A 23,073-nucleotide genomic window follows, 5' to 3' on the forward strand; every position below is an offset into this window, starting at 1 on the left:
ACAGAACACCAACCAAGGAGAACACCCATGTCGACCGGCTTTTTCGGCGATATCCAGAAGATCAAGTATGAAGGCCCGGAGAGCACCAATCCGCTGGCCTTCCGTCACTACAACCCCGACGAAATCGTCCTGGGCAAGCGGATGGAAGACCATCTGCGTTTTGCCGTGGCCTACTGGCACACGCTGGTCTGGCCGGGTGGCGATCCCTTCGGCGGGCAGACCTTCGAGCGCCCGTGGTTCGAGGACAGCATGAAGGCGGCGAAGCTCAAGGCCGACGTGGCCTTCGAATTCTTCACGCTGCTCGGCGCGCCCTTCTACTGCTTCCACGATGCGGATGTGCGGCCCGAGGGCAAGGACTTCGTGGAGAACACGAAGAACCTCAACGAGATCGTCGATTACTTCGCCGAAAAGCAGGCGGCGACCGGCGTCAAGCTGCTCTGGGGCACGGCAAACCTCTTCTCCAACCGCCGCTACATGGGCGGCGCGGCCACCAATCCGGATCCGGACGTCTTCGCCTTCGCCGCGGCGACCGTGAAGACCTGCATCGACGCGACGCATCGTCTTGGCGGCGAGAACTACGTGCTCTGGGGCGGCCGCGAGGGCTACGAGACGCTGCTCAACACCAACATGAAGCAGGAGCTCGATCAGCTCGGCCGCTTCGTCAACATGGTTGTCGAGTACAAGCACAAGATCGGCTTCAAGGGCACGATCCTCATCGAGCCGAAGCCGCAGGAGCCGACCAAGCACCAGTATGACTACGACGTCGCGACGGTCTACGGCTTCCTGAAGACGTACGGCCTCGAAAACGAGGTGAAGCTCAACATCGAGCAGGGCCATGCGATTCTCGCCGGCCACTCCTTCGAGCATGAGCTGGCGCTGGCGAATGCCCACGGCATTCTCGGCTCCATCGACATGAACCGCAACGACTACCAGTCCGGCTGGGATACCGACCAGTTCCCCAACAATGTGCCGGAAATGGCGCTGGCCTATTACCAGGTTCTCGCCGGCGGCGGCTTCACGACTGGCGGCACCAACTTCGATGCCAAGCTGCGGCGCCAGTCCATCGAGCCGGACGATCTGCTGATCGGCCATATCGGCGGCATGGACTGCTGCGCCCGTGGCCTGAAGGCCGCCGCGAAGATGATCGAGGACAAGGCACTGTCGCAGCCGCTCGCAGACCGCTATGCCGGCTGGCAGAGCGCCGACGCGCAGAAGATGCTCTCGGGCGGCATGACGCTCGAGGAGATCGAGAAGCGGGTCCTGGCCGAGGGCATCAATCCGCGTCCGCGCTCCGGACGTCAGGAGCTGCTCGAAAACATCGTCAACCGTTACGTCTGACGACGACATGCTGCTCCGCCGGCGATGCTCATCATCGCCGGCGGAGCGTCGGGCCCGGGGAGGGGCCTTGAAAGGCGTACCGGCGGGTGGGACCGGCGGCAGCGCAGCGCACACATCATTCGGAGGAGGAAGACATGAAGACGATCAAGGGACCGGGCCTGTTTCTGGCGCAGTTTGCCGGCGATGCCGCGCCGTTCAACTCCTGGGATTCGATTACCAAATGGGCCGCGGATTGCGGTTATGCGGGCGTGCAGGTGCCCTCCTGGGACGGGCGTCTCTTCGACCTGAAGAAGGCTTCGGAATCGAAGACCTATTGCGACGAGTTCGCCGGCAAGGCGCGCGACAATGGCGTGGAGATCACCGAGCTTTCCACCCACCTGCAGGGCCAGCTGGTGGCCGTGCACCCCGCCTATGACGAGGCCTTTGACGGCTTTGCGGCGCCGGAGGTGCGGGGCAATCCGAAGGCGCGGCAGGTATGGGCGGTGGAGCAGGTGAAGATGGCGCTGACGGCGTCGCGGCATCTCGGTCTCGATGCCATGGCGTCGTTTTCCGGCGCGCTTGCCTGGCCCTTCGTTTACCCCTGGCCGCAGCGGCCGGCGGGGCTGGTGGAAACGGCCTTCGATGAACTCGCGAAGCGCTGGCGGCCGATCCTCGACCATGCCGAGGAATGCGGCGTCGATATCTGCTACGAGATCCATCCCGGCGAAGACCTGCATGACGGCATCACCTACGAGATGTTCCTGGAGCGCACCGGCAACCATGCCCGTGCCTGCATGCTCTACGATCCCTCGCACTATGTGCTGCAGTGCCTCGACTATCTCGACAATATCGACATCTACAAGGACCGCATCCGCATGTTCCATGTGAAGGATGCGGAGTTCAACCCGACGGGGCGGCAGGGTGTCTATGGCGGCTATCAGGGCTGGGTGAACCGGGCCGGCCGATTCCGGTCGCTCGGCGACGGGCAGGTCGATTTCGGCGCGGTCTTCTCCAAGATGGCGGCGAATGATTTTGCGGGCTGGGCCGTGGTGGAGTGGGAATGCGCCCTCAAGCACCCCGAGGACGGGGCACGCGAGGGCGCGGACTTCGTCAAGCGCCACATTATCCACGTCACGGAAAAGGCCTTTGACGACTTTGCCGATGGCGGCACGGACGAGGCCGCCAACCGGCGCATGCTCGGGCTTTGACATGACCGGAGCGTTGCGCCGGATCCCTCGGTCAGCAGGCTTCGAGGGCTGCGAGATCGCCGCCCTCGATGGCCGGCAGGGCGGCCTCGATCCGCTCCAGCGGCCAGTCCCACCAGGCCACCGCCAGAAGCCGCGCGACCATGTCTGGCGCAAAGCGCTGGCGGATCGGCCGGGCGGGATTGCCGCCGACAATGGTGTAGGGCGCGACATCGCGCGTGACGACCGCACCGGCAGCGACGATGCTGCCGGCCCCGAGCGTGACGCCGGGCATGATCATCGCACCGGTGCCGATCCAGACATCCGGCCCGACCACCGTGTCCTTGACCGGCAGATCGGCATAGGCGCCCATCGTTTCCGGCTTGAAGATGCGGAACGGATAGGTGCTGAGGCCATGCATGGCATGGTTGGCCGAGCTGGTGATGAAGCGCGCGCCATGGGCAATCTGCACGACGCGGCCGATGGCGAGCCTTTCGCGGCTGAAGGGGTGGAGGTAGGGCGCGATCGTGCCGGCCACATCCGTGAGCGGCGTCATGCTGGAATAGTAGCTGTAATCTCCGCAGGTGATGCGCGGGTGATCGATGGCGCGGTTGAGATGGACGGTGTTTTCGACGAGCGTGCCATCGGCAAGGGTAATGGGATGGCGTGCATCCGCAACGAGCAGGGGCATGGGATATCCTTGATGAAAAGCTGATGTTTGCGAAACGACGCGCGGGCGTCGTTCGATCTGTCGACCGACCTTCGGAAAGGCTGAAACTTAGCTGTTCATTGGCAGGGCCACCTTCTCGTCAAGGATCGCATCTACGCACATGACTATGGAAACAATCAGGCACAGACAGTGAAGGAGGCTGACATGGCCATTGAAGGCAGCAAGAGCGAGACGCGGGACCGGCCCATCCGGCTCGGCATGGTGGGCGGGGGTGTGGGCGCCTTCATCGGCGCGGTGCACCGCATCGCCGCACGCATCGACGGGGAGTTCGAGCTGGTTGCCGGCGCGCTCTCCTCGACGCCGGAAAAGGCAGAGGCCTCCGGCCGGGCGCTCGGGCTCGACCCGTCACGCGTCTATTCCGATTTCCGCCAGATGGCGATCCGCGAGGCGAAGCTGAAGGACGGGATCGAGGCGGTGGCGATCGTGACGCCCAACCACATGCATTTCGCCCCCGCCAAGGAGTTCCTGACGCGCGGCATCCATGTGATCTGCGACAAGCCGCTGACCTCGACGCTTGGCGATGCCCGCAAGCTGAAGGAGATCGCGGAGAAGAGCGATGCGCTCTTCGTGCTCACCCACAATTATACCGGCTATCCCATGGTGCGGCAGGCCCGGGAAATGGTGGCCGAAGGGCTGCTTGGCGACATCCGCCTGGTGCAGATGGAATATCCGCAGGACTGGCTGACGGAAGCCATCGAGCAGGACGGCCAGAAGCAGGCGGCCTGGCGCACGGACCCGACGAAATCCGGCGCCGGCGGCTCCACAGGCGATATCGGCACGCATGCCTACAATCTCGGCGCCTTCGTCTCCGGCCTCGAACTGGAGGAACTCGCCGCCGATCTCGACAGCTTCGTGCCGGGCCGCGCGCTCGATGACAACGCCCATGTGATGATGCGCTTCAAGGAAAAGAACGGCGTGCGCGCCAAGGGCATGCTCTGGTGCAGCCAGGTGGCGCCCGGCCACGAAAACGGACTGAAGGTCCGCGTTTACGGCACCAAGGGCGGGCTGGAATGGGTGCAGGCCGATCCGAACTATCTCTGGTTCACGCCCTTCGGCGAGCCGAAGCGGCTGATCACCCGGGGCGGTGCCGGCAGCGGCGCCGCGGCTGCCCGCGTCACCCGCATTCCCTCCGGCCATCCGGAAGGCTACCTCGAAGGCTTCGCCAATATCTATGCGGAAGCGGCGCGCGCGATCTACGCCAAGCGAAAGGGCGAGGCTGTCGATGCGGCCGTGACCTATCCGACGCTCGACGACGGCATCAAGGGCATGCTGTTCGTGGATGCCTGCGTGAAGTCTTCGAAGAAGAACGGGGCCTGGGTGAAGGTCTGATCAAGGGGCCGCAGATTGACGTTGTAGTTAGCTGCGTCGGGGATCGTATCTCCGGCGCCATTCTTTTGATCTGATCAGCGCTTCATGACAGCGATTGCACGACCTGTAACGTTACAGTAAGACGTTCTCCTGTGGATTTTAGTCTCGTTTGGGGACTGTCCGATTGGGAGGAAAAGATGGCGATGACGGACACAAGAATGCTCGCGGAGCGCTTCCCCGGCGATTTCCTCTTCGGCGTCGCAACCGCCGCCTTCCAGATCGAAGGAGCGTCGAAGGCGGATGGGCGCAAGCCGTCGATCTGGGATGCGTTTTCGAACATGCCGGGGCGGGTCTTTCAGCGTCATAATGGCGACGTTGCCTGCGATCATTACAATCGCCTGGAGCAGGATCTCGACCTGATCGCCTCGCTCGGCGTCGGCGGCTATCGCTTTTCGATCGCCTGGCCGCGGATCGTGCCCGATGGCGTCGGTGCTGTGAACGAGAAGGGGCTGGATTTCTACGAGCGGCTGGTGGACGGGTTGAAGGCGCGCGGGATCAAGGCCTTCGCGACGCTCTATCACTGGGACCTGCCGCTGATGCTGGCCGGTGACGGTGGCTGGACGGCGCGCTCGACGGCCGACGCGTTTGCCGATTATGCGCGCATCGTTACCGCCCGGCTCGGGGACCGGCTGGATTCGGTTGCGACCTTCAACGAGCCCTGGTGCTCGGTCTGGCTCTCGCATCTTTACGGCATCCATGCGCCGGGCGAGCGCAATCTGGATGCGGCGCTGCATGCGCTGCACATCACCAATCTGGCGCATGGCCTGGGCGTGCAGGCGATCCGCGCCGAGCGGCCGAACCTGCCCGTCGGCATCGTGCTGAACGCGCATTCGATCTATCCCGGCAGCGATGCGCCTGCGGACACGGCTGCAGCAGAGCGCGCGAACGACTTCCACAATGGCGTCTTCTTCGGGCCGATCTTCAAGGGTGCCTATCCCGAGGCCTTCATGGCGGCGCTCGGGCATCGCATGCCCGAGATCGCGGCGGGAGATATGGCGGCGATCTCGCAGCCACTCGACTGGTGGGGGCTGAACTATTACACGCCGATGCGTGTGGCGGACGATCCGACGCCGGGCGTGGATTTTCCGGCGACCGTGACGGCGCCGCCGGTTTACCCGGAGAAGACGGACATTGGTTGGGAGATCCATGCGCCTGCCATGGCCGATCTCGTGCGGCGCCTGAACCGCGACTACGCGCTGCCGCCCTGCTACATCACGGAGAACGGCGCCTGCTTCAACATAGGCGTGGTGGATGGCGTGGTGGATGACCAGCCGCGCCTCGACTACATCGCCGACCATCTGGCCGTTACGGCGGAGCTGATCGCCGAGGGCTATCCCATGCGCGGCTATTTCGCCTGGTCGCTGATGGATAATTTCGAGTGGGCCGAAGGCTACCGCATGCGCTTCGGCATGGTGCATGTGGACTACGAGACACAGGTCCGCACCATCAAGAAGAGCGGCCACTGGTACCAGTCGCTCTGCGCGCAATTCCCGAAGGGCAACCACCGGGGCGGCTGAGGGGCGTCACTCGTTGCGCGCGTCGTAGGCCGCGCGCGCGGCCCGGATGCGGTCGTGATTGCGGAAAACCCAGCCGCCCATGGCATCGATCGGCTCGAAGAAGGAGAGGCCGAGTTCCGTGAGGGCATATTCGACGCTTGGCGGAACGGTGGGATGCACGGTGCGTTGAACCAGCCCGTCGCGCTCCAGCGCACGCAGCGTCAGGGTGAGCATGCGCTGGGAAATGCCGACGACGGCGCGCTTCAGCTCGCTGAAGCGAAGCGGGCCGCTGCCGAGCACCATGATGACGAGCACGGTCCATTTGTCGCCAAGCCGCGCCAGCATTTCGCCGACAGTCTGGCATTTCAAGGGCTCGAAACTGTTTGTCCTGCGCTCCAGGCACTGGCTTTTCACCTGCGAAGCGAGGTTTGTGCCCAGATCATTGTCCATGGTCTCCTCCCGATCCTGCAAAAATCACGGTATCAGAAATGTGCCTTCTTGCACTCCTGTTTCGGTCACTTATGTAGGCATGGTTACTTTCAATAACCAGTCGGTTTCGACGCGATGACGGCCTGTCCCGAGGCGAGCGCCAGCCGACACCAGCACAGGAAGACAAGCCGTGATTCTCGAAAAACTCAACTGGCGTTACGCAACGAAGAAGATGGACCCCTCCAAGGCCGTTCCGGAAGACAAGGTCGAGCGCATCCTGGAAGCCGCGCGTCTGGCGCCGACCTCCAGCGGCCTGCAGCCCTACGAGATCATCGTCGTTTCCAATCCTGAGGTCCGCGCGCGCATTCGTGACGCCGCCTACGGCCAGGCGCAGATCACCGACGGTTCGCATGTGCTGGTCTTTGCCGCCTGGGACAACTACACGCCCGAGCGCATCAACAAGGCCTTCGACCTCGTCAATGATCAGCGCGGCTTCGTCAACGAAGGCTGGGAAGCCTACCGCAAGCAGGTTCTCGGCATGTACACGCCGCGCGACGCGCAGGTGAATTTCGAGCATGCCGCCCGCCAGGCCTATATCGGCTTCGGCCTTGCCATCACCGCCGCCGCCTTCGAGGGCGTGGACGCGACCCCGATGGAAGGCTTCGAACCTGCGAAGGTCGACGAAATCCTCGGCCTCAAGGAAAAGGGCCTGAAGTCGGTCACGCTGCTTCCGCTCGGCTACCGTCAGGCCGATGGCGACTGGCTGGTCAACCTCAAGAAGGTTCGCCGTCCGGCAAGCGACTTCATCACCGTCGTGAAGTAAGCCTCACGGATTTCGAAGACTGTGTTTGGAAGGGCTGCGCATCGCGTGGCCCTTCTCGCGTTTCAATCCAGACTTGTCTTTGCTGCAGTGCGGAATATCCTGAGGGCGTTTCCAGCAAGGGGGCTGCCATGGGACGTTTCACTGTACCGATCACCGGAAATCTCAATCAGGACATCAATCCCTGGACCTGGGTCTTCAGCCCGTCGTCCGGCGGACAGGTCGGGTTCTTCAACTTCCGGATCGACCTCGGTCCCTCGACGGATCCCACCGTGGAACAGGATATCCTCTCCGGCGTGGCGAGCTACGGCAAGCAGATCGGCCGGATCGAAGACGCGCTGACGGTGCTGATCGACCGGCTGGAAGCGACGCCGGGCATTACCCTGACCAAAGACGAAGATCAGGCAATCACCGCCTTCAAGGCGCTGATGTACGAGATCAACGCGATCAAGAAGAAGCGAGTACGTGATTGAGGGGGCTTTACCCGCCCAGATGCTCCCGGCCCCGCTTGCGGGCCAGTGCGATCTGGCGCTGGCGTTCGCGGTAGCGGGCGCGGTCGGCTTCGGTTCGGGCATCGTAGCATTGTGGGCAGGAGACGCCTTCCTCGAAGCGCGGGGAGGCGAGGTCTTCCGGGGTCAGCGGGTGGCGGCAGGCATGGCAGAGACGGTGTTCGCCTTCCTTCAGCCCATGGGTGACCGAGACGCGCTCGTCGAAGACGAAGCATTCGCCCTCCCACAGGCTTTCATCCTGCGGCACCTCTTCCAGATATTTCAGGATGCCGCCCTTGAGATGGTAGACCTCCTCGAAGCCCTCCTGCTTCATGAAGGCGGTGGCCTTCTCGCAGCGGATGCCGCCGGTGCAGTACATGGCGATCTTCGGCTTGTTGTGCAGGCCGGCGTTCTGGCGCACCCAGTCGGGAAATTCGCGGAACGTCTTGGTGTTCGGGTCCACGGCGCCCTTGAAGATGCCGATCGCCGTCTCGTAGTCGTTGCGCGTGTCGATGACGATCGTATCGGGATCGGTGATCAGCGCGTTCCAGTCCTTCGGGTCGACATAGGTGCCGACGATCCTGTTGGGGTCGATGTCCTCGACGCCCATGGTGACGATTTCCTTCTTCACGCGCACTTTCATGCGCAGGAAGGGCATTTTCGACGCGCGGCTTTCCTTGTGTTCCAGCTTCGCAAATTCCGGACGGGCGCGCAGATAGGCCAGCAGGTCGGCAATCGCCTCGTCCGATCCCGCCACCGTGCCGTTGATGCCTTCGCGCGCGATGAGCAGCGTGCCGCGGATGCCGCGTGTATCGCAGAAATCCTGCAGCGGTTCGCGAAAATCGATGAAGCTTTCGAAGGTGGCGAAATGGTAGAGCGCGGCCACCAGAACGGGGCCGCCGGTCTCGGAGCGGCGGAGGGAAACGATGTCGGTCATGACCTGCCATTACTCCGAGATGGCCGGCTGTGCAACGCTTGAGGCCTTGCGTTGCCGCTTGTGTCGCAGCCCTCAGGCAGTCGCGAGACGGGGCGGCACGGGATGGCGCGGGCTTTCTCCGCGCGTTGCCAGCGACTGGTTGGAGAAGGCGCGCAGCCCCGTGACCTCGCGACCCACCCAGTCCGGCAGTGGCGGGTTCTCGGCCGTGCTGGCAAGCTCGACCTCGGCAACGACAAGACCCGCGTGCACGCCATTGTAACGATCGACTTCCCAGCGATAGCCCTCGTGGTCGATCACGAAGCGCGTCTTGTCGATGACGGTGCCGATGGCATGGGACATCATCTCCTCGGCGTCTTCCGCGGAGACGGGAAACTCGAATTCGTCACGGCACAGCAGGCCCGCCCCGACCTTGATAGTCAACATGGCGGTTCCGTCGTCGCGCAGGCGGATGCGCACGCTTCTGTCATCCATAGACGCTATATAGGCTTGGCGCAGGCGAGTTCCGGGCTCGGAAAGCTTGTCCTGCCATGCATCTGTGGTGACGAGAAACTTGCGTTCGATTTCCTTGGCCATCAAAATACCTCGGCGGCAAGTGGATGCAGGCTACAATCGCTTGCTGCTAATAGGCAAGCGAAACGGTGCTGCGGGACAAAAGTTCATGGCACGCTCGACATTTGCATGGGTCCGCTCTATCCAGAGTGCCTGTTTCAATCGATTAGAAGAAGGAATGATGCCGTGAGCTCCAAGACCGACGCGCTGCTGTCCATCCTCAAGCTCCAGCCTGTGGTGCCGGTGCTGATCATCGAGGACGCGAAGACGGCCGTGCCGCTGGCGCGCGCGCTGGTCGCCGGCGGGCTGAAGGCGATCGAAATCACGCTGCGCACGCCCGCCGCGCTCGAGGCGATCCGTGCGGTTGCCGACGAGGTCGAGGGCGCCGTTGCCGGTGCGGGCACCGTTCTCAACGCCCGCCAGTGGGACGAGGCGGTTGCCGCCGGCTCGAAGTTCATCGTCAGCCCCGGCACGACGGAAACGCTGCTGGATGCGGCTGCCGGTTCCGAGGTTCCGATCCTGCCGGGTGCGGCAACGGCAAGCGAAGTGATGACGCTTCTCGATGCCGGCCAGACGGTGATGAAGTTCTTCCCGGCCGAGCAGGCCGGCGGTGCCGCCTACCTCAAGTCGCTGTCCTCGCCGCTGGCAGGCGCCACCTTCTGCCCGACGGGGGGCATTTCGCTGAAGAATGCGAAGGATTACCTCTCGCTTCCGAACGTCGTCTGCGTCGGCGGATCCTGGGTCGCACCGAAGGATCTCGTCGAGGCCGGCGACTGGGCGGCGATCACGAAGCTGGCATCGGAAGCCTTCGCTCTGCGCGGCTAAGGCCGTTTTCTCCCGGAAAAGCCCGCTTCGGCGGGCTTTTTGCGTTGTGCCCGGAATTGGCGGGAGCGGCCTGAATTTGAATTCATGATCGCACGTTCCTATTTCCGACGGGATTAACAACCATTGGAGACGACCTGACCATGTTCGACGCAAAGAAGCTCCTGGAGCAGTTTCTCGGTTCGCAGATGCCGATGGGCGGTGGAACGATCCGGGACCGGGCCGGTCAGGCAACGGAAATGGCGCGCAACAATCCGCTGAAGGCCACGGCCATCGCCGGGCTTTTGCTCGGCACAGGCACCGGCCGCAAGCTTGCCGGAAGCGCGCTGAAGATCGGCGGTCTCGCGGCCATCGCCGGCCTTGGCTATGCGGCCTACCGCAACTACCAGGCCGGAAAGGCCCCGCAGGCGCCGGCCGAAGCCGCGCGGGAGATCCCGAAGCTCCTGCCGCCGCCGTCCGATAGCGGCTTCAGCATCGAGCCGCAGGCCGTATCGCAGGAGTTTGCGCTGATGCTGATCCGCGCCATGATCGCGGCAGCGCGTGCTGACGGGCACATTGACGCAAACGAGCGTGCGCATATTCACGAGCGCCTGTCGGCGTCGGAGCTTTCCAGCGACGCGGCCGCGTTCATCGAACGGGAACTGACCGATCCGACCGACCTCGATGCGATCATCGCCTCTGCACGCACCGAAGAGCAGAAGGTCGAGCTTTACACCGCCGTCCGCCTGACGATCGAGCCGGACACCCGTGCCGAGCGCGGCTTCCTCGATCTCGTCGCCGGTCGCCTTGGCCTGCCGGATGCACTGCTCGACCATATCGATTCGACCGTGGCCGGCGCCAAGGTTGCCGTCTGAGGCAAGCCTGCCCTGGTTCGATCGGACAGATCGTCCCATCACCCGTTTGAATTTGCCTTCCCGTCGATCATCGCCTATCGACGGGAAAACGGGTGGAAAAACGATGCGCGATCTTTCGACATGGACGGGTGCACCGGCGCCCACGGGCCTCGACATAGAAGGGCGCACCGTCGCGCTCGAAATCTACGACCACGACCGGCATCTTGAGGATCTCTGGGCGGCGCTCGGCGGCCGCGATCTCAACCAGTTGATCCGCTTCTTCCCGGTTTCCGATTTCGAGACGAGCGCCGATTTCGGCCGCTGGCTGGACGGCGCGCAGGGGCCGGGCGGCTACATCACCGAAGTCTTCCGCTCCCGCGAGACCGGCGCCGTGGTGGGCATGGGCAGCTTCATGCGGCCCGACCCGAAGAATGGCGTGATCGAGATCGGGTCCATTGCCCATGGCCCGGCCATGGCGCGCTCGCCGATGGCGACGGAAGCGCATTACCTGCTGGCCCGCCATGTGTTCGAGACGCTGGGTTACCGGCGCTACGAGTGGAAGTGTCATAACGAGAACGGGCCGAGCAAGGTGGCGGCGGAGCGCTACGGCTTCACCTTCGAAGGCGTGTTCCGCCAGCACATGATTTCGCGCGGGGCAAACCGCGATACGGCCTGGTTCTCGATGATCGACAGCGAGTGGCCGGGCCTGAAGGCGGCGTTCGAGACGTGGCTCGATCCGGCGAATTTCGATGCGGAGGGGCGGCAGAGGCGTCGCCTTGAAGACATCCGGGCCGCGCTCAAGGCTTGAGAGCCTCCACACAGGACAGACCCATCATGACCGAGCCGCAGAAGACCTCGTCACCCGCCCTGGCCGCTGCCATTATCTTGCTGGTGGCAGGGGTTGCCTTCTTTTTCCTGCCGAAGCTGATGCTGTGGCTGGGCACGATTTCGCCCTGGCTGGCGGCCGGCGTCGGGGCGCTCTTCGTGCTGGCCTTTTTCCTCGTCTTCTGGCTGCGCGCCCGCTATCAGCGCCGGCGCGGGCTCTGACCGCTCACGCCTGCAGGGCAGCGCCCAGAAGCAGCAGACCCATGATCATCACCAGCGCCGCACCGGCGATCTCGATGGCCGTGCCGATGCGGTTCGCCGTCGTGGCCGAGGAGGCGTAGCGCACGGCAAGGCCCTTGGCCGTGACGGCCATGGTGGCGAGGATGGAGACGGTGATCGCGGTGCCGATCGACATGGCGAGAACGGAAAGCACGCCGCCGAGGTAGAGCCCGTTCAGGAGCGCGAAGGACAGGACGATGAGGGCGCCGGAGCACGGCCGCAGTCCAACTGCCAGGATCGCCGACCATGCCTCCGACCAGGAAAACCGGTCGCCCTTCAGCATCGACGGATCCGGCGCATGGGCATGGCCGCAGCCGCAGACTTCGCCCGGGCCGTGGGTGTGATGCACATGCCCGTGGTGATGCAGGCCATGGCCATGGTGGTGATGCGCCTGCGCCTGATGTGCGTGATCATGACGTGCATGGATGGGCATTTCGACCGTCACGCCGCCGGCAACGGCCATGGCCGGAACCATCAGCGGCTGCCTGGCGGCACGCAGGCTCATCAGCTTGCGGATCAGGAGCCATGCGCCGAAGAGGCTGATCAGGGCAAAGCTTGCGATCTCCAGCGCCTGGGTGGCCATCGTCATGGTGATGGAGGTGCCGCGCAGCAGGAGATAGGTGGCGCCGACCATCAGGATGGCGACGATGCCCTGCAACAGGGAGGAGAGGAGGGACAGGAGCACGCCGCGCTTCAGCTCCGTCTCGTTGGCGAGCATATAGGAGGAAATGACTGCCTTGCCATGGCCGGGGCCGGCCGCGTGGAAGACGCCATAGGCAAAGGAGAGGCCGATCAGCGACCAGAGCTGCCAGGGATCCTCGCGCATGCCGCGCAGCGCGCCGGTCAGCGTGCGGTAGAAGGCCTGCTGCTCGCCGTTCACCCAGGAAAGCAAGGGGCGCAGCGGGCCCGTGGCCGAAAAGCCCGGCTCGGCCGAACCGATGCCGAGTGGCGACTGGGCATGCGCGGCGCCAAAGGCCGCCAGCGCGGCGACGGAGGCGATGAGGACGATCTTGACGCTACGGGATGCCATCAGCAGGTGACCTCCATCCGGGTCGCAAAGAGCTTGGACATGTCGGTGCCCATGGGATCGTTGAAGAAGGCGTCCGTGAGGGAGGCCTTGTTCTCGGCCAGCACCTCGTCCGGATCCGGACGCACCACCTTGTGGGAGCAGGCGAGGATCTTGTCGCCGACCAGATGCAGGTCGTCGTCGGTCGCAAAATCCATCGCCGTGTACATGGTGGGATCGTAGACGCCGAAGGTCAGGCGTCCCTTGAGCGGCATGGGCTCAGAGGGCTTGACCACGAAGAACATCAGAAGCTGGCCGTCCTTGTAATCGACATGGATGATATCGGGCGGGGTGACCTTGATGGTTTTTCCGTTGTCGGTGATCGTCGTGTAGTAGTCGTATTCGCCAAGCGACTCCTTGACGGTCTTTCCCACTTCGGTGAGTTCGTCCGGGTCCAGCTTGCCGTTCGAGTTCTTGTCGAAATCCATCACGACGCTTGCGGAGAACATGTCGTCGAAGCGCCAGACGTTTCTAAGTTCCTGCACCTGATTGCCCGCATCATCCGAGACGATCTCCAGGCGCGCCTCCGCGAAGATGTGCGGATGGGCGAACGCCGGGGCGCCGGCGACCAGCACCGCGGCGGTGGCGAGAATGAGGGCCTTCTTCATCGGCACGATCCTGATGTCATGGGGCCGGCGCATCGGCCGTGTCGCGTTGGAAATGGCGCTGAATTGGGACGGAATTGGGACTGTGTCTCACCGGTGGCGGCGGAACCAGGCATGCAGGAAGTCCACGAAGGTGCGCACCTTGGCCGGCAGGTAGCGCCGGTGCGGATAGATGGCATAGATGCCGCGATCCTTGGTCAGGTAGTCATCGAAGAGGGTCACGAGTTCACCCGAGGCGATCTTCGGCCGGGCGATGAAGTCGGGGCAGATGCTGACGCCGAGACCGGCCACGGCGGCGCGCAGGCAGGCCAGCGGGCTGTTGACCTCCAGCGGGCCGGAGATCGCGACCGAGAAGCTGGTGCCGTCGCTTTCCGCAAAGCGCCAGTTGCCGTGGTTGCGGCCGTTGGTGTCGATCACGCAGGGCACGTCGGCCAGTTTCGAGGGATGCGTGAGCGGCCCGTGCTTTTCGAGAAAGGCGGGCGAGGCGCAGAACAGCAGCTGGAAATCGTCGAGCTTGCGGGCGATCAGCGTGGAATCCTCCAGCTTGGTGATTCGGATCGCGACGTCGAAGCCCTCCTCCACGAGATCGACGAACCGGTCTTCCGCCACGATATCGAGCGACAGTTCCGGGTGCGCCACGCTGAAATCCACGAAGGACTGGCCGATCTCGGCATCAATGAAGGTGCGCGGCGCGGTGATTCGCAGGCGACCGCGCAGATCGGAATTGTTGGCGCGCACGAGATCGGCGAGGTTGTCGATCTCCTTCAGAATGTCGGAGGCGGTTCGGTAGTAGGTGTGGCCGGCTTCCGTCAGGGAAAACTGCCGGGTGGTGCGGTTCAGGAGAAGGGCGCCAAGCTCGTCTTCCAGTTCGCGCACATATTTCGACAGAAGCGCCTTGGAGCGCCCGACGCGGCGGGCGGCGGCGGAAAAGCCTTCAGCGTCGACGACGTCGATGAAGGCGCGAATGCGGGTCAGGGTGTCCATGCGGCGGCTTTCGATTCCGGTCTGCGGGCGGCGATGCGTCTCCACGGTCTATCGGCCATGATTTGGACCGCGCTGACAAGGCCGTTGTGCCGGGCAACCATCCCGAAACCGCGTGCGAAGGGGTGCATGCCGGCCTGAAATGCGGCCGCGAATGCGCGTCCTCCCGATGGCCCCAAAGTTTTTTGCTTTGGCGCAAAAAACCACTTGATTGCGACAGCGAACTTTCTTACCTACGCCCTTGCCCAAAGTCGCACGTGCCTGTGGGTGTCCGCCGTCCCTCGATGTGGTGAGGAAACGGTAAGGTACCTGGAACTAACCGCTCCAGTCGCTATCCCGGCCAACCGGGAAATGCGAGGACACCTTGAAGCAACGACGGTGCGGGCCTTTCTGGTCTCTGTCGGCTTTCCATCAGCCGACGTTACTGAAGAGGCACACCTTCATTGCCGAAAGTGCGGTCGGGTCACTCCCTCCAATCTAAGGCAGACAAAGCGGAACAGAGCCTAGGCGGGCTTCGTTCCACCGTTCGCGCAGCTGCGCATGTCATGGTTCCGGGGTCTCCACCGGCTGGCACCGTGATGTCGTCGCATCTGTCCTTTGTCCCTCTGGGTTACTCCCGGAGCAGCTGGATTATGGGGATACCATTATGACGACCGCACGCATCATCGACTTCCTGAACACCCGACGTCCCGAAGGCCCGTGCCTCGTGGTCGACCTCGACGTCGTGCGCGACAACTTCAAGGCTTTCCGCCACGCCCTGCCCGACAGCTCCATCTACTACGCTGTCAAGGCCAATCCGGCTCCGGAAATCCTGCGTCTGCTCGCCGGCATGGGCTCCAACTTCGATTGCGCGTCCGTCGCCGAAATCGAAATGGCGCTGAACGCCGGTGCAACGCCCGCCCGCATTTCCTTCGGCAACACGATCAAGAAGGAGCGCGATGTCGCCCGTGCGCATGCACTCGGCATCAACCTCTTCGCCGTCGACAGCCACGAGGAAGTCGAGAAGATCTCCCGTGCCGCTCCCGGCGCGCGTGTCTTCTGCCGCGTTCTGACCGATGGTGACGGTGCCGAATGGCCGCTGTCGCGCAAGTTCGGCTGCGTGCCGCAGATGGCTGTCGACGTTCTCGTCTACGCCCATCAGCTCGGCCTCGTCTCCTACGGCGTCTCGTTCCATGTCGGTTCGCAGATGACGAAGGTCGATGCCTGGGATTCGGCCCTTGCCGATGCCAAGCGCGTCTTCGTCTCGCTTGCCAAGCAGGGCATCGAGCTGAAGATGGTCAACATGGGCGGCGGCTTCCCGACGAAGTACCTGAAGGACGTGCCGTCGGCCGAAGCCTACGGCAAGGCGATCTTCGGTTCGCTGCGCAAGCACTTCGGCAACAACCTGCCGGAAACGATCATCGAGCCGGGCCGCGGCATGGTGGGCAATGCGGGTGTCATCAAGACGGAAGTCGTGCTGATCTCCAAGAAGTCCGACAATGACGCGCACCGCTGGGTGTTCCTCGACATCGGCAAGTTCGGCGGTCTCGCCGAAACCATGGACGAGGCCATCCGCTACCCGATCCGCACCACGCGCGATCAGGACGAGATGGAGCCCTGCGTGCTCGCCGGTCCGACCTGCGATTCGGCCGACGTGATGTACGAGAAGAACATGTACCCGCTGCCGGTGTCGCTCACCATCGGCGACGAGGTTCTGATCGAAGGCACCGGCGCCTACACGACGACCTATTCGGCCGTCGCATTCAACGGCTTCGAGCCGCTCAAGGCCTACGTCATCTAAACGCGCATGACGCTCCCGCATGAGGCGGGAGCGGTTTCCACAATCAGTTCTGGATACCGTCTGAAGCGGTTTTGGGTACGGGAGGCCGACGATGGCCACTGTTCTTGACACTGTGCGCGCTTTCTTCGCGCAGAATGCCTATGTGATCGACACGGAAAACGCCGGTGATGTCGTGGCGCGCGAGACGCTGCTCGACCGCGCCATGGGCCCGGGCCGCACGCGCAAGTCGTCGGAGAAGATCCGCCGCGGCCGCCTGCCGGCCGAAGGCCTGGCGCTCGTTGCCCGTGATCCGTCCGGCCATGTGATCGGCACGATCCGCCTGTGGAACATCGAGGCCGGCGTCACCGCCGAAGGCCATGCCGTGCCCGCGCTCCTGCTCGGCCCGCTGGCCGTCGATCCGGACCAGGAAGGCAAGGGTGTGGGCGGCGCGCTGATGCGTGCGGCGATCCAGGAAGCGGCGCGCCGCGAGCATGGCGCGATCCTGCTCGTCGGCGATCCCGAATATTACGAGCGTTTCGGCTTCTTCGCCGACCGTGCGCAGCACCTCGTCATGCCCGGCCCCTTCGAGCGCCGCCGTTTCCTCGGCCTCGAGCTCAAGGCCGGCTGGCTCTCCGGCGCTGCCGGCATGATCGTGCCCACGGGGCGCAAGCTGTCGTCGCCGTCCTACCTCAAGGCCGCCTGATCGCGTTCATCGCGGAGGCGCCGGGCGCCGCTCGCCATGCCCTGTTCCCGGGCGCGAGTGGCGCCCCGAATCTTTTGCCGCGCCCTTTACCGCCTCAGCACCATCTCTTGCCCGCTTCGCTTTTGCTTGATTGTCGCACCTGTCGGCTGTCAGGATGACGAAGGGTCATCTGACCGTTGGGGAGGGCACGGGTTTGGATGTTTTCACGCTGCTGCCGGCGACGACTCTCTTCTCCTTTTTCGTGGCAGCGGTGCTGATCGAGATCACGCCCGGGCCGAACATGGCCTATCTCGCCCTCGTTTCGGCAAGCGAAGGGCGGATGAAGGGACTGGCGACGGTGGCGGGTATCGCGCTCGGTCTGGCGCTGCTCGGTATCGCCAGCGCCTATGGCGTTGCCGAACTCATTCGCGGGTCGTCCCTTCTCTACGAGGCCTTGCGCTGGGGCGGTGCGGCCTTTCTTTTCTACCTCGCCTATGACGGATGGCGGGATGGCGGCACGGAGACGGAGCCGACGGGCCGCGGCGCGGCGACGTATTTCCTGCGCGGGCTCGCCACCAATATCCTCAATCCGAAGGCGGCGCTGTTCTTCGTCACCGTGGTGCCCGGCTTCATCGACAGCCGGCTGTCGGGCGTGGCGCCCTTCGTGCTCCTCGGCGCGATCTATGTGGGTGTCGCGACTGCCATCCACGCCTTGATCGTCGCGCTGGCCGGCACGCTCCACCCCTACCTCGCCGATCCCGCTCGTGAACGGCGACTTCGGCGGGCCTTGTCGCTGCTGCTTGCCGGTGTTGCCGTGTGGTTTCTCGTCACCTCGGCGTCTCGCGCCTGATGGGTGAAGGCGGGGCGATTTGCGCTTCCGCCGGCCTGTTTTCGCTCTTCAAAAAATAGTTATGTTCGTGGGAACCAACCGCAGCGTCATGCGTTTCGCTTGTGTTTTGTCACATTCCGATTCGCAAGGACGATCGAACGCATGCAGCCTACCAATCGGCGTTTCGACCTCCGCGAACGCACCCGCCACGCCCATGACAAGGTCGACCATCTGGTCGGCGAGTGGAAGACCCGGGCGGATTACACTGACTATCTCCAGTCGATCCATCTGTTTCGCAGTCGCTATGAGGCCGCGCTCACCGGTCTTGCGATGCCGTCCTGTTTCGGATCCTGGTCCATGGGGCGCGCCGCAGACGCAGCTGCCCGCGATCTCGCCGATCTCGGTGCCCGTCGCCTGCCCTCCGCCGACAGGGCCGTGCTTGAAACGGACACGTCCAGCCTGCTCGGAACACTTTACGTGCTCGAGGGTTCAGGGCTCGGTGCGCGCCTCCTGTGCCAGCGTGCCCTGGCTCTCGGCCTGACGGCCGACAGCGGCGCTCGCCACCTCTTCCTCCTTGCGGGCCGGGTGGAAGCGTGGCGGGCGTTCGGCGCCATCCTGGAGGAAGCGCCGGGATATGACGCGGGGCGGGCCGCGCGCGCCGCAGAGCGCGCGTTCGGCGATGCCGCGCTCGCCTTCAGCGGGGCCTTTGCCGATGCCTGAAGCGCGTAGCGTCGATCTCTCGAATTGTGATCGGGAGCCCATCCACATTCCCGGCAGCATCCAGCCGCACGGCTTCCTGCTTGCCTGTGACAATTACGGCCAGACGGTCCTGCGCCACTCCGTGAATGCGCAGGCGATGCTCGGCGTCGGCAGCGCCATCAACGGCCTGTCGCTGCAGTCGATCATCGGCGACAAGGCGGCGCATGACGTGCGCAATGCCGTTGCCACGACCCGCAATCCGGAGCGGCCCGCGCTGCTTTTCGCGGTTGCTGCCGGGGCTGCGGGACGGCTGTTCGACATCGCCGTGCACCGGCACCTCTCCACCGTCATCATCGAGTTCGAACCGCATGATCCGAAGGTGCGCCAGCCCTTGTCGCTGGCGCGCGAAATGATCGGCCGCATCAGTGGCGTCACCGAACTTGCTGCGATGATGCGCGATACGGCGCGACTGATTCACGGCGCACTCGGCTACGACCGCGTCATGGTCTACCGCTTCGGCCATGACGGGGCGGGGCAGGTGATCGCGGAGAGCAAGCGCTCAGACCTCGAAAGCTTCTACGGCCAGTATTTTCCGGCCACCGACATTCCCCAGCAGGCGCGCGCGCTTTACCTGCGCAATACGATCCGGGTGATCTCGGATGCGCATTTCGAGCGCATCCCCATCTCTCCCGTGGTCGATGCTTCGGGCGAGCCGCTCGACCTGTCTTTCTCGCATCTGCGCAGCGTCTCGCCCATCCACTGCGAGTACCTGAAGAACATGGGGGTTTCCGCTTCCATGTCGATCTCGATCATCGTGGACGGGCAGCTGTGGGGCCTGATCGCCTGTCATCACTACTCGCCGCGGGTGCTCTCCATGGCGGAGCGGGTGGCGGCGGAGATGTTCGGCGCGTTCTTTTCGCTGCACCTGCATGCGCTGCAGGAAAAGACCAAGCTGGAGATGGCAAGCCGGGCGCGCCGGTCGCTGGATGCCTTCCTCTCGCTTGCCTCGCATCGCGGCGACATTGCCGATCTGCTTGCCGAAAACCTCTCCAAGTTCCGGGAACTGATGCCCTGCGATGGCATCGGGCTGTGGGTGGAGGGAATCTGGACGACGTCCGGCAGCGCGCCGCCGGCGTCAGCGGTTCCGGCGCTTGCGCGCTTTGCCAATGGTGTCGCCGACGGGCGGATCTGGGCGACGCATGCGCTCTCCCAGAAGCTGCCGTCCGCGCAGGCCTATTGCCAGGAAGCGGCGGGCGTCCTCATCGTTCCGCTGTCGCAGATCCCGCGCGACTATCTGTTCTTCTTCCGCCGCGAGGTGGTGGAGACGCTCGACTGGGCGGGCAATCCCGACAAGGTCTACGAGGTCGGCCCGCTGGGTGACCGCCTGACGCCGCGCAAGAGCTTTGCGATCTGGAAGGAGCAGGTGCGCCAGCAGGCGAAGCCCTGGACGGATGCAGACCGCGAGATCGCCGATGCCGTGCGCGCCGCGCTGGTGGAGGTGGTGCTGCGCCACAACGAGTTGCTGGCGGAAGAACGCGGCAAGGCGGATGTGCGCCAGCGCATGCTGAACGAGGAGCTGAACCACCGCGTCAAGAACATCCTCGCCATCATCAAGTCGCTGGTGGCGCATCCGGTGGCCGAAGGGCGCAGCCTCAAGGATTATGTGGGCTCGCTGAAGGGCCGCATCCAGGCACTCGCCTTTGCCCATGACCAGGTGGTGCGCGGCGATGGCGGCGGTATGCTGGCCGACCTCCTGAATGCGGAGCTGACACCCTATCGCAGCCAGCAGGCGACGATTTCGCTCACCGGGCCGCAGGTCTGGCTGGACGCGCGTGCCTTTTCCGTCATGGCGCTCGTGCTGCACGAGCTTTCGACCAATGCCGCCAAATATGGTGCGCTTTCGGCGGAAGGGGGGCGGCTGACCGTTCACTGGGCGGTGACCGAGGGGGCGGACTGCGTGATCGACTGGCAGGAACGGGGTGGCCCGGCGCTGGGGCGCATTACCCGGCAGGGCTTCGGCACGGTGCTGATCGATCGCAGCATTCCCTATGATCTGGGCGGGCGGAGCGATGTCCAGTTCGCGCCGGAGGGGCTGACCGCCCGTTTCGTGCTGCCCAGCCGGCACGTGTCGGTGGTCGCGGATACGCAGGCCGCAGGTCCGGAGGCGGTTGAGGCTGTCGCAGTTGCCGACGAACAGTCGCGTCTGCAGGATATCGAAGTTCTCCTCGTCGAGGACCAGATGCTGATCGCACTTGACGTGGAAGCCATGCTTCTGGAATCAGGCGTCGGCGAAGTCACAACCGCAGCTTCGGCTGCCTCCGCGCTCAGCCGTCTCGAGCGGATCGCGCCCGACGTTGCCGTGCTTGACGTCAATCTCGGCACCGGCACGTCGCTGCCGGTGGCGGAGGAGCTGTTTCGCCGCGGCGTGCCGTTCGTCTTCGCCACGGGCTATGGCGAGACCGGGATCATTCCGCAGGGTTTCGGCCCGGTGCCGATCGTTCGCAAGCCCTATGACCGCGATGCGCTGCTGGCGGCGCTGATGCAGGTGCTGGCGCCGACCGACGCCGATGCGTGACGCTTTGTCTTGGTGAAGGTGGGTAACGGGTGCAGGCGACGCTTTGACCATCGTCGCGCATTGCGCTATAGGGCGAACAACGGGTGAGAGCCCCGGCCGTCCGCAAGCGTGTGCAGCGCTGTGGTGAAGCTCTTCGATATCGTCTCCGGTCTCTCATGTTCAGCATGTCGCCGATGGCAACGCGGACTCCCCTCGCAAAACCGACATGCGTTGACAGGAGTACCGATCCGATGTCCGCACCTCTTCGAAAAGCGCTTCCATCCCTTGACCGCCTAAAAGATCAGGCCAAACGCCTGCGCGCCGCCCTTGCCGCGGAGGGCCGGTCCATCAGCCATTCGCGTGCGCTGGAGCTTGTCGCCGCCCAGCACGGTTACCGTGACTGGAACACCATCCACGCGGCCGCCGGTAACCGGCCGGTCTTCGATCCCATGTTGTTGGGATCGCGGGTGGAGGGCCACTATCTCGGCCGGCCCTTCGTCGCCTCCGTCCTTGGCGTGCAAATGTTGAGCCAAGAGCCTGCGCGCTACCGGCTGACACTGCATTTCGATACACCGGTCGATGTCGTAACGTTCGAAAGCTTCTCGGCTTTTCGCCAGCGCGTTCATTGCACGGTGGACGAGACAGGATGCACGTTCGAGAAAACCTCGAACGGCCGGCCGCAGGTGGAACTCAGCTGGTGAACCGCCAGTCGCCGGGGAGCTCCGCTCTCCGGCCTACTCTCCGTCAGGCGGATATATCGACCAGTCCGCAATCCCCGGCCTCGGAGCCGAAGACGAGGCGCTTGCCGTCGCGGCTCCAGCTCATGGCGGTAATCGCGCCCTTGCCGGGGCGGCGTAGCAGCACTTCCTTGCTGTCGGCCATGCGGGCGGCGAGAACCATGCCGTCCTGATAGCCGATCGCCACGACCTCCTCGGCGGGATGGCAGGCAACGGAGGTGACCATGATGTTGGCGCGGGTGCCGAGTTCCAGCGGTGCCTTGCCCATGGGGCCGTCCTTGCCCTGGAAGGGCCAGACGATGGCGGCGGGCGCGCCGGAGGAGGCGAGCCACTTGCCCTTGACCGACCATGACAGCGACTTCACCTTGGCCGGATAGCCGGTCATGCGCATATGCCGGCTGTCGCTGCCCGGCTTGCCCTCGAGCTTCCAGCCATGCAGGGCATTCTCCTGCATGGAGGTGACGACGAAGCGGTTGTCGGGCGAAAAGGTGATGCCGTTATGGGCGCCTTTCCATTCGAGATCGACCGGCGGGCTCGCGGTTGCGACCCAGTGCAGGGAGGCGCCGTTGTAGCGGGCGAGCCCGATGCGCAGGCCTTTCGGAGCGAAATCAATGCCCTCGATCGTGCGCTCCTCGGCAAACTCCTTCACGGTGCCATCGGCAAGCCGCACATGGGCCGTCTTGCCATAGGCATAGGCGACGGCGCCCTGCGGGCCGGCGGCGACTTTCGCGATCCACTTGCGCGGCACGGAAGCGAGTTCGGTAATGCTGCCATCGGCTGCCATGCGCAGGACGCGGCCGTCCTCGCCGCCCGTCACCAGCGTCTCGCTCGCGCTATCCTTGACCGCCGTCAGCAGGCCGTCATGGGCGGCCTCTGTCTTCTGGCCATGATCCAGACGGTGGATTTCGCCGCTGGCGGTAGCGAAGACGGGTGTGTCTCCCAGAAAGACGGCGGCGACGACATGGCCGTCGAGATCGAGCGGTGCAACGGTGGGCATCAGGCAATTCCGGGATCTGCGGTTCGATCCCCGCTGGCGCGGGGAGGGCGGGATGTCGATAGAGAACGGCCGGCGCAGGAGGCCCGC

The 23,073-nt window shown here is 64.3% G+C and carries 24 protein-coding genes; 16 read left to right on the forward strand and 8 right to left on the reverse strand.

Features of this window, described 5'->3' with window-relative positions; all coding sequences use genetic code 11:
• The first annotated feature begins 27 nt into the window (after window positions 1–27).
• Together xylA and ACED18_RS11460 are read left to right on the forward strand one after the other, a co-directional pair.
• Window positions 28–1,338, forward strand: coding sequence for a xylose isomerase (gene xylA, locus ACED18_RS11455; protein ID WP_377292216.1), 1,311 nt, complete (start codon window positions 28–30; stop codon window positions 1,336–1,338).
• Between the two features lie 134 nt (window positions 1,339–1,472).
• On the forward strand, window positions 1,473–2,525 hold the full coding sequence (locus ACED18_RS11460; protein ID WP_377292218.1) for a sugar phosphate isomerase/epimerase family protein: 1,053 nt from the start codon (window positions 1,473–1,475) through the stop codon (window positions 2,523–2,525).
• Window positions 2,526–2,556: 31 nt separating this feature from the next.
• On the opposite strand, the gene ACED18_RS11465 is transcribed toward ACED18_RS11460, so the two are convergent.
• Entirely contained in the window at window positions 2,557–3,192 is a 636-nt protein-coding gene (locus ACED18_RS11465) for a CatB-related O-acetyltransferase (RefSeq protein WP_377292220.1), read from the reverse strand.
• 183 nt (window positions 3,193–3,375) lie between these two features.
• Here ACED18_RS11465 and ACED18_RS11470 point away from each other — a divergent pair, with 183 nt between their 5' ends.
• Window positions 3,376–4,560 carry a Gfo/Idh/MocA family protein gene (locus ACED18_RS11470; protein WP_377292222.1) on the forward strand — a complete coding sequence of 395 codons (1,185 nt, stop codon included), beginning with the start codon at window positions 3,376–3,378 and terminating at the stop codon, window positions 4,558–4,560.
• Window positions 4,561–4,742: 182 nt separating this feature from the next.
• Window positions 4,743–6,116 carry a GH1 family beta-glucosidase gene (locus ACED18_RS11475; protein ID WP_377292224.1) on the forward strand — a complete coding sequence of 458 codons (1,374 nt, stop codon included), beginning with the start codon at window positions 4,743–4,745 and terminating at the stop codon, window positions 6,114–6,116.
• 6 nt (window positions 6,117–6,122) lie between these two features.
• Here the strand turns inward: ACED18_RS11475 and ACED18_RS11480 are convergent, their stop codons facing one another.
• Window positions 6,123–6,440: a winged helix-turn-helix transcriptional regulator gene (locus ACED18_RS11480; protein WP_377292368.1), complete on the reverse strand. Its 318-nt coding sequence runs from the start codon at window positions 6,438–6,440 to the stop codon at window positions 6,123–6,125.
• 274 nt (window positions 6,441–6,714) lie between these two features.
• Between ACED18_RS11480 and ACED18_RS11485 the strand changes: the two genes are divergently transcribed.
• Window positions 6,715–7,347 (forward strand): NAD(P)H-dependent oxidoreductase, encoded by a 633-nt coding sequence (locus ACED18_RS11485; protein ID WP_377292226.1) that lies wholly within the window; start codon window positions 6,715–6,717, stop codon window positions 7,345–7,347.
• 128 nt (window positions 7,348–7,475) lie between these two features.
• The gene (locus ACED18_RS11490) at window positions 7,476–7,817 is read left to right on the forward strand and encodes a hypothetical protein (RefSeq protein WP_377292228.1); all 342 of its coding nucleotides are present in this window, start codon (window positions 7,476–7,478) and stop codon (window positions 7,815–7,817) included.
• Between the two features lie 7 nt (window positions 7,818–7,824).
• Here ACED18_RS11490 and ACED18_RS11495 read toward each other — a convergent pair whose 3' ends face one another.
• Together ACED18_RS11495 and ACED18_RS11500 are read right to left on the reverse strand one after the other, a co-directional pair.
• Window positions 7,825–8,769 (reverse strand): rhodanese-related sulfurtransferase, encoded by a 945-nt coding sequence (locus ACED18_RS11495; RefSeq protein ID WP_377292230.1) that lies wholly within the window; start codon window positions 8,767–8,769, stop codon window positions 7,825–7,827.
• A gap of 72 nt (window positions 8,770–8,841) precedes the next feature.
• Window positions 8,842–9,342 carry a CYTH domain-containing protein gene (locus ACED18_RS11500; RefSeq protein ID WP_377292232.1) on the reverse strand — a complete coding sequence of 167 codons (501 nt, stop codon included), beginning with the start codon at window positions 9,340–9,342 and terminating at the stop codon, window positions 8,842–8,844.
• A gap of 162 nt (window positions 9,343–9,504) precedes the next feature.
• Here ACED18_RS11500 and ACED18_RS11505 point away from each other — a divergent pair, with 162 nt between their 5' ends.
• From ACED18_RS11505 to ACED18_RS11520, 4 genes are all read left to right on the forward strand, one after another.
• Window positions 9,505–10,143: a 2-dehydro-3-deoxy-phosphogluconate aldolase gene (locus tag ACED18_RS11505; protein ID WP_377292234.1), complete on the forward strand. Its 639-nt coding sequence runs from the start codon at window positions 9,505–9,507 to the stop codon at window positions 10,141–10,143.
• A gap of 140 nt (window positions 10,144–10,283) precedes the next feature.
• Window positions 10,284–10,994 (forward strand): tellurite resistance TerB family protein, encoded by a 711-nt coding sequence (locus tag ACED18_RS11510; RefSeq protein WP_377292236.1) that lies wholly within the window; start codon window positions 10,284–10,286, stop codon window positions 10,992–10,994.
• 103 nt (window positions 10,995–11,097) lie between these two features.
• Window positions 11,098–11,781, forward strand: coding sequence for a GNAT family N-acetyltransferase (locus ACED18_RS11515; RefSeq protein WP_377292238.1), 684 nt, complete (start codon window positions 11,098–11,100; stop codon window positions 11,779–11,781).
• A 26-nt stretch (window positions 11,782–11,807) separates the two neighbouring features.
• Window positions 11,808–12,020 (forward strand): hypothetical protein, encoded by a 213-nt coding sequence (locus ACED18_RS11520; RefSeq protein ID WP_377292240.1) that lies wholly within the window; start codon window positions 11,808–11,810, stop codon window positions 12,018–12,020.
• A 4-nt stretch (window positions 12,021–12,024) separates the two neighbouring features.
• On the opposite strand, the gene ACED18_RS11525 is transcribed toward ACED18_RS11520, so the two are convergent.
• From ACED18_RS11525 to ACED18_RS11535, 3 genes are all read right to left on the reverse strand, one after another.
• Window positions 12,025–13,107 carry a nickel/cobalt transporter gene (locus ACED18_RS11525; protein ID WP_377292242.1) on the reverse strand — a complete coding sequence of 361 codons (1,083 nt, stop codon included), beginning with the start codon at window positions 13,105–13,107 and terminating at the stop codon, window positions 12,025–12,027.
• The gene (locus ACED18_RS11530) at window positions 13,107–13,751 is read right to left on the reverse strand and encodes a DUF1007 family protein (RefSeq protein ID WP_377292244.1); all 645 of its coding nucleotides are present in this window, start codon (window positions 13,749–13,751) and stop codon (window positions 13,107–13,109) included. Before ACED18_RS11530 ends, ACED18_RS11525 begins: the two co-directional genes overlap by 1 nt.
• An 87-nt stretch (window positions 13,752–13,838) precedes the next feature.
• Entirely contained in the window at window positions 13,839–14,732 is an 894-nt protein-coding gene (locus ACED18_RS11535; RefSeq protein ID WP_377292246.1) for a LysR family transcriptional regulator, read from the reverse strand.
• A gap of 643 nt (window positions 14,733–15,375) precedes the next feature.
• Here ACED18_RS11535 and odc2 point away from each other — a divergent pair.
• From odc2 to ACED18_RS11565, 6 genes are all read left to right on the forward strand, one after another.
• A complete protein-coding gene (gene odc2 / locus ACED18_RS11540) occupies window positions 15,376–16,509 on the forward strand; it encodes an ornithine/lysine decarboxylase (RefSeq protein WP_377292248.1) in 1,134 nt (377 codons plus the stop codon).
• A 91-nt stretch (window positions 16,510–16,600) separates the two neighbouring features.
• Complete coding sequence (locus ACED18_RS11545; protein WP_377292250.1) at window positions 16,601–17,191, forward strand: GNAT family N-acetyltransferase; 591 nt, start codon at window positions 16,601–16,603, stop codon at window positions 17,189–17,191.
• A gap of 193 nt (window positions 17,192–17,384) precedes the next feature.
• Entirely contained in the window at window positions 17,385–18,020 is a 636-nt protein-coding gene (locus tag ACED18_RS11550; RefSeq protein WP_377292252.1) for a LysE family translocator, read from the forward strand.
• Window positions 18,021–18,161: 141 nt separating this feature from the next.
• A complete protein-coding gene (locus tag ACED18_RS11555; protein WP_377292254.1) occupies window positions 18,162–18,719 on the forward strand; it encodes a biliverdin-producing heme oxygenase in 558 nt (185 codons plus the stop codon).
• Window positions 18,712–21,273, forward strand: a complete 2,562-nt coding sequence (locus tag ACED18_RS11560) for an HWE histidine kinase domain-containing protein (RefSeq protein ID WP_377292256.1) — start codon at window positions 18,712–18,714, stop codon at window positions 21,271–21,273. The genes ACED18_RS11555 and ACED18_RS11560 overlap by 8 nt, the downstream gene beginning before the upstream one ends.
• Window positions 21,274–21,503: 230 nt before the next feature.
• Window positions 21,504–21,953 carry a glyoxalase superfamily protein gene (locus ACED18_RS11565; protein ID WP_377292258.1) on the forward strand — a complete coding sequence of 150 codons (450 nt, stop codon included), beginning with the start codon at window positions 21,504–21,506 and terminating at the stop codon, window positions 21,951–21,953.
• 43 nt (window positions 21,954–21,996) lie between these two features.
• Here the strand turns inward: ACED18_RS11565 and ACED18_RS11570 are convergent, their stop codons facing one another.
• Window positions 21,997–22,986 carry a WD40 repeat domain-containing protein gene (locus ACED18_RS11570; protein WP_377292260.1) on the reverse strand — a complete coding sequence of 330 codons (990 nt, stop codon included), beginning with the start codon at window positions 22,984–22,986 and terminating at the stop codon, window positions 21,997–21,999.
• Window positions 22,987–23,073 lie beyond the last annotated feature (87 nt).

It is taken from the genome of Rhizobium sp. SG2393 (assembly GCF_042610495.1).
Taxonomy (GTDB): Bacteria; Pseudomonadota; Alphaproteobacteria; order Rhizobiales; family Rhizobiaceae; genus RU20A.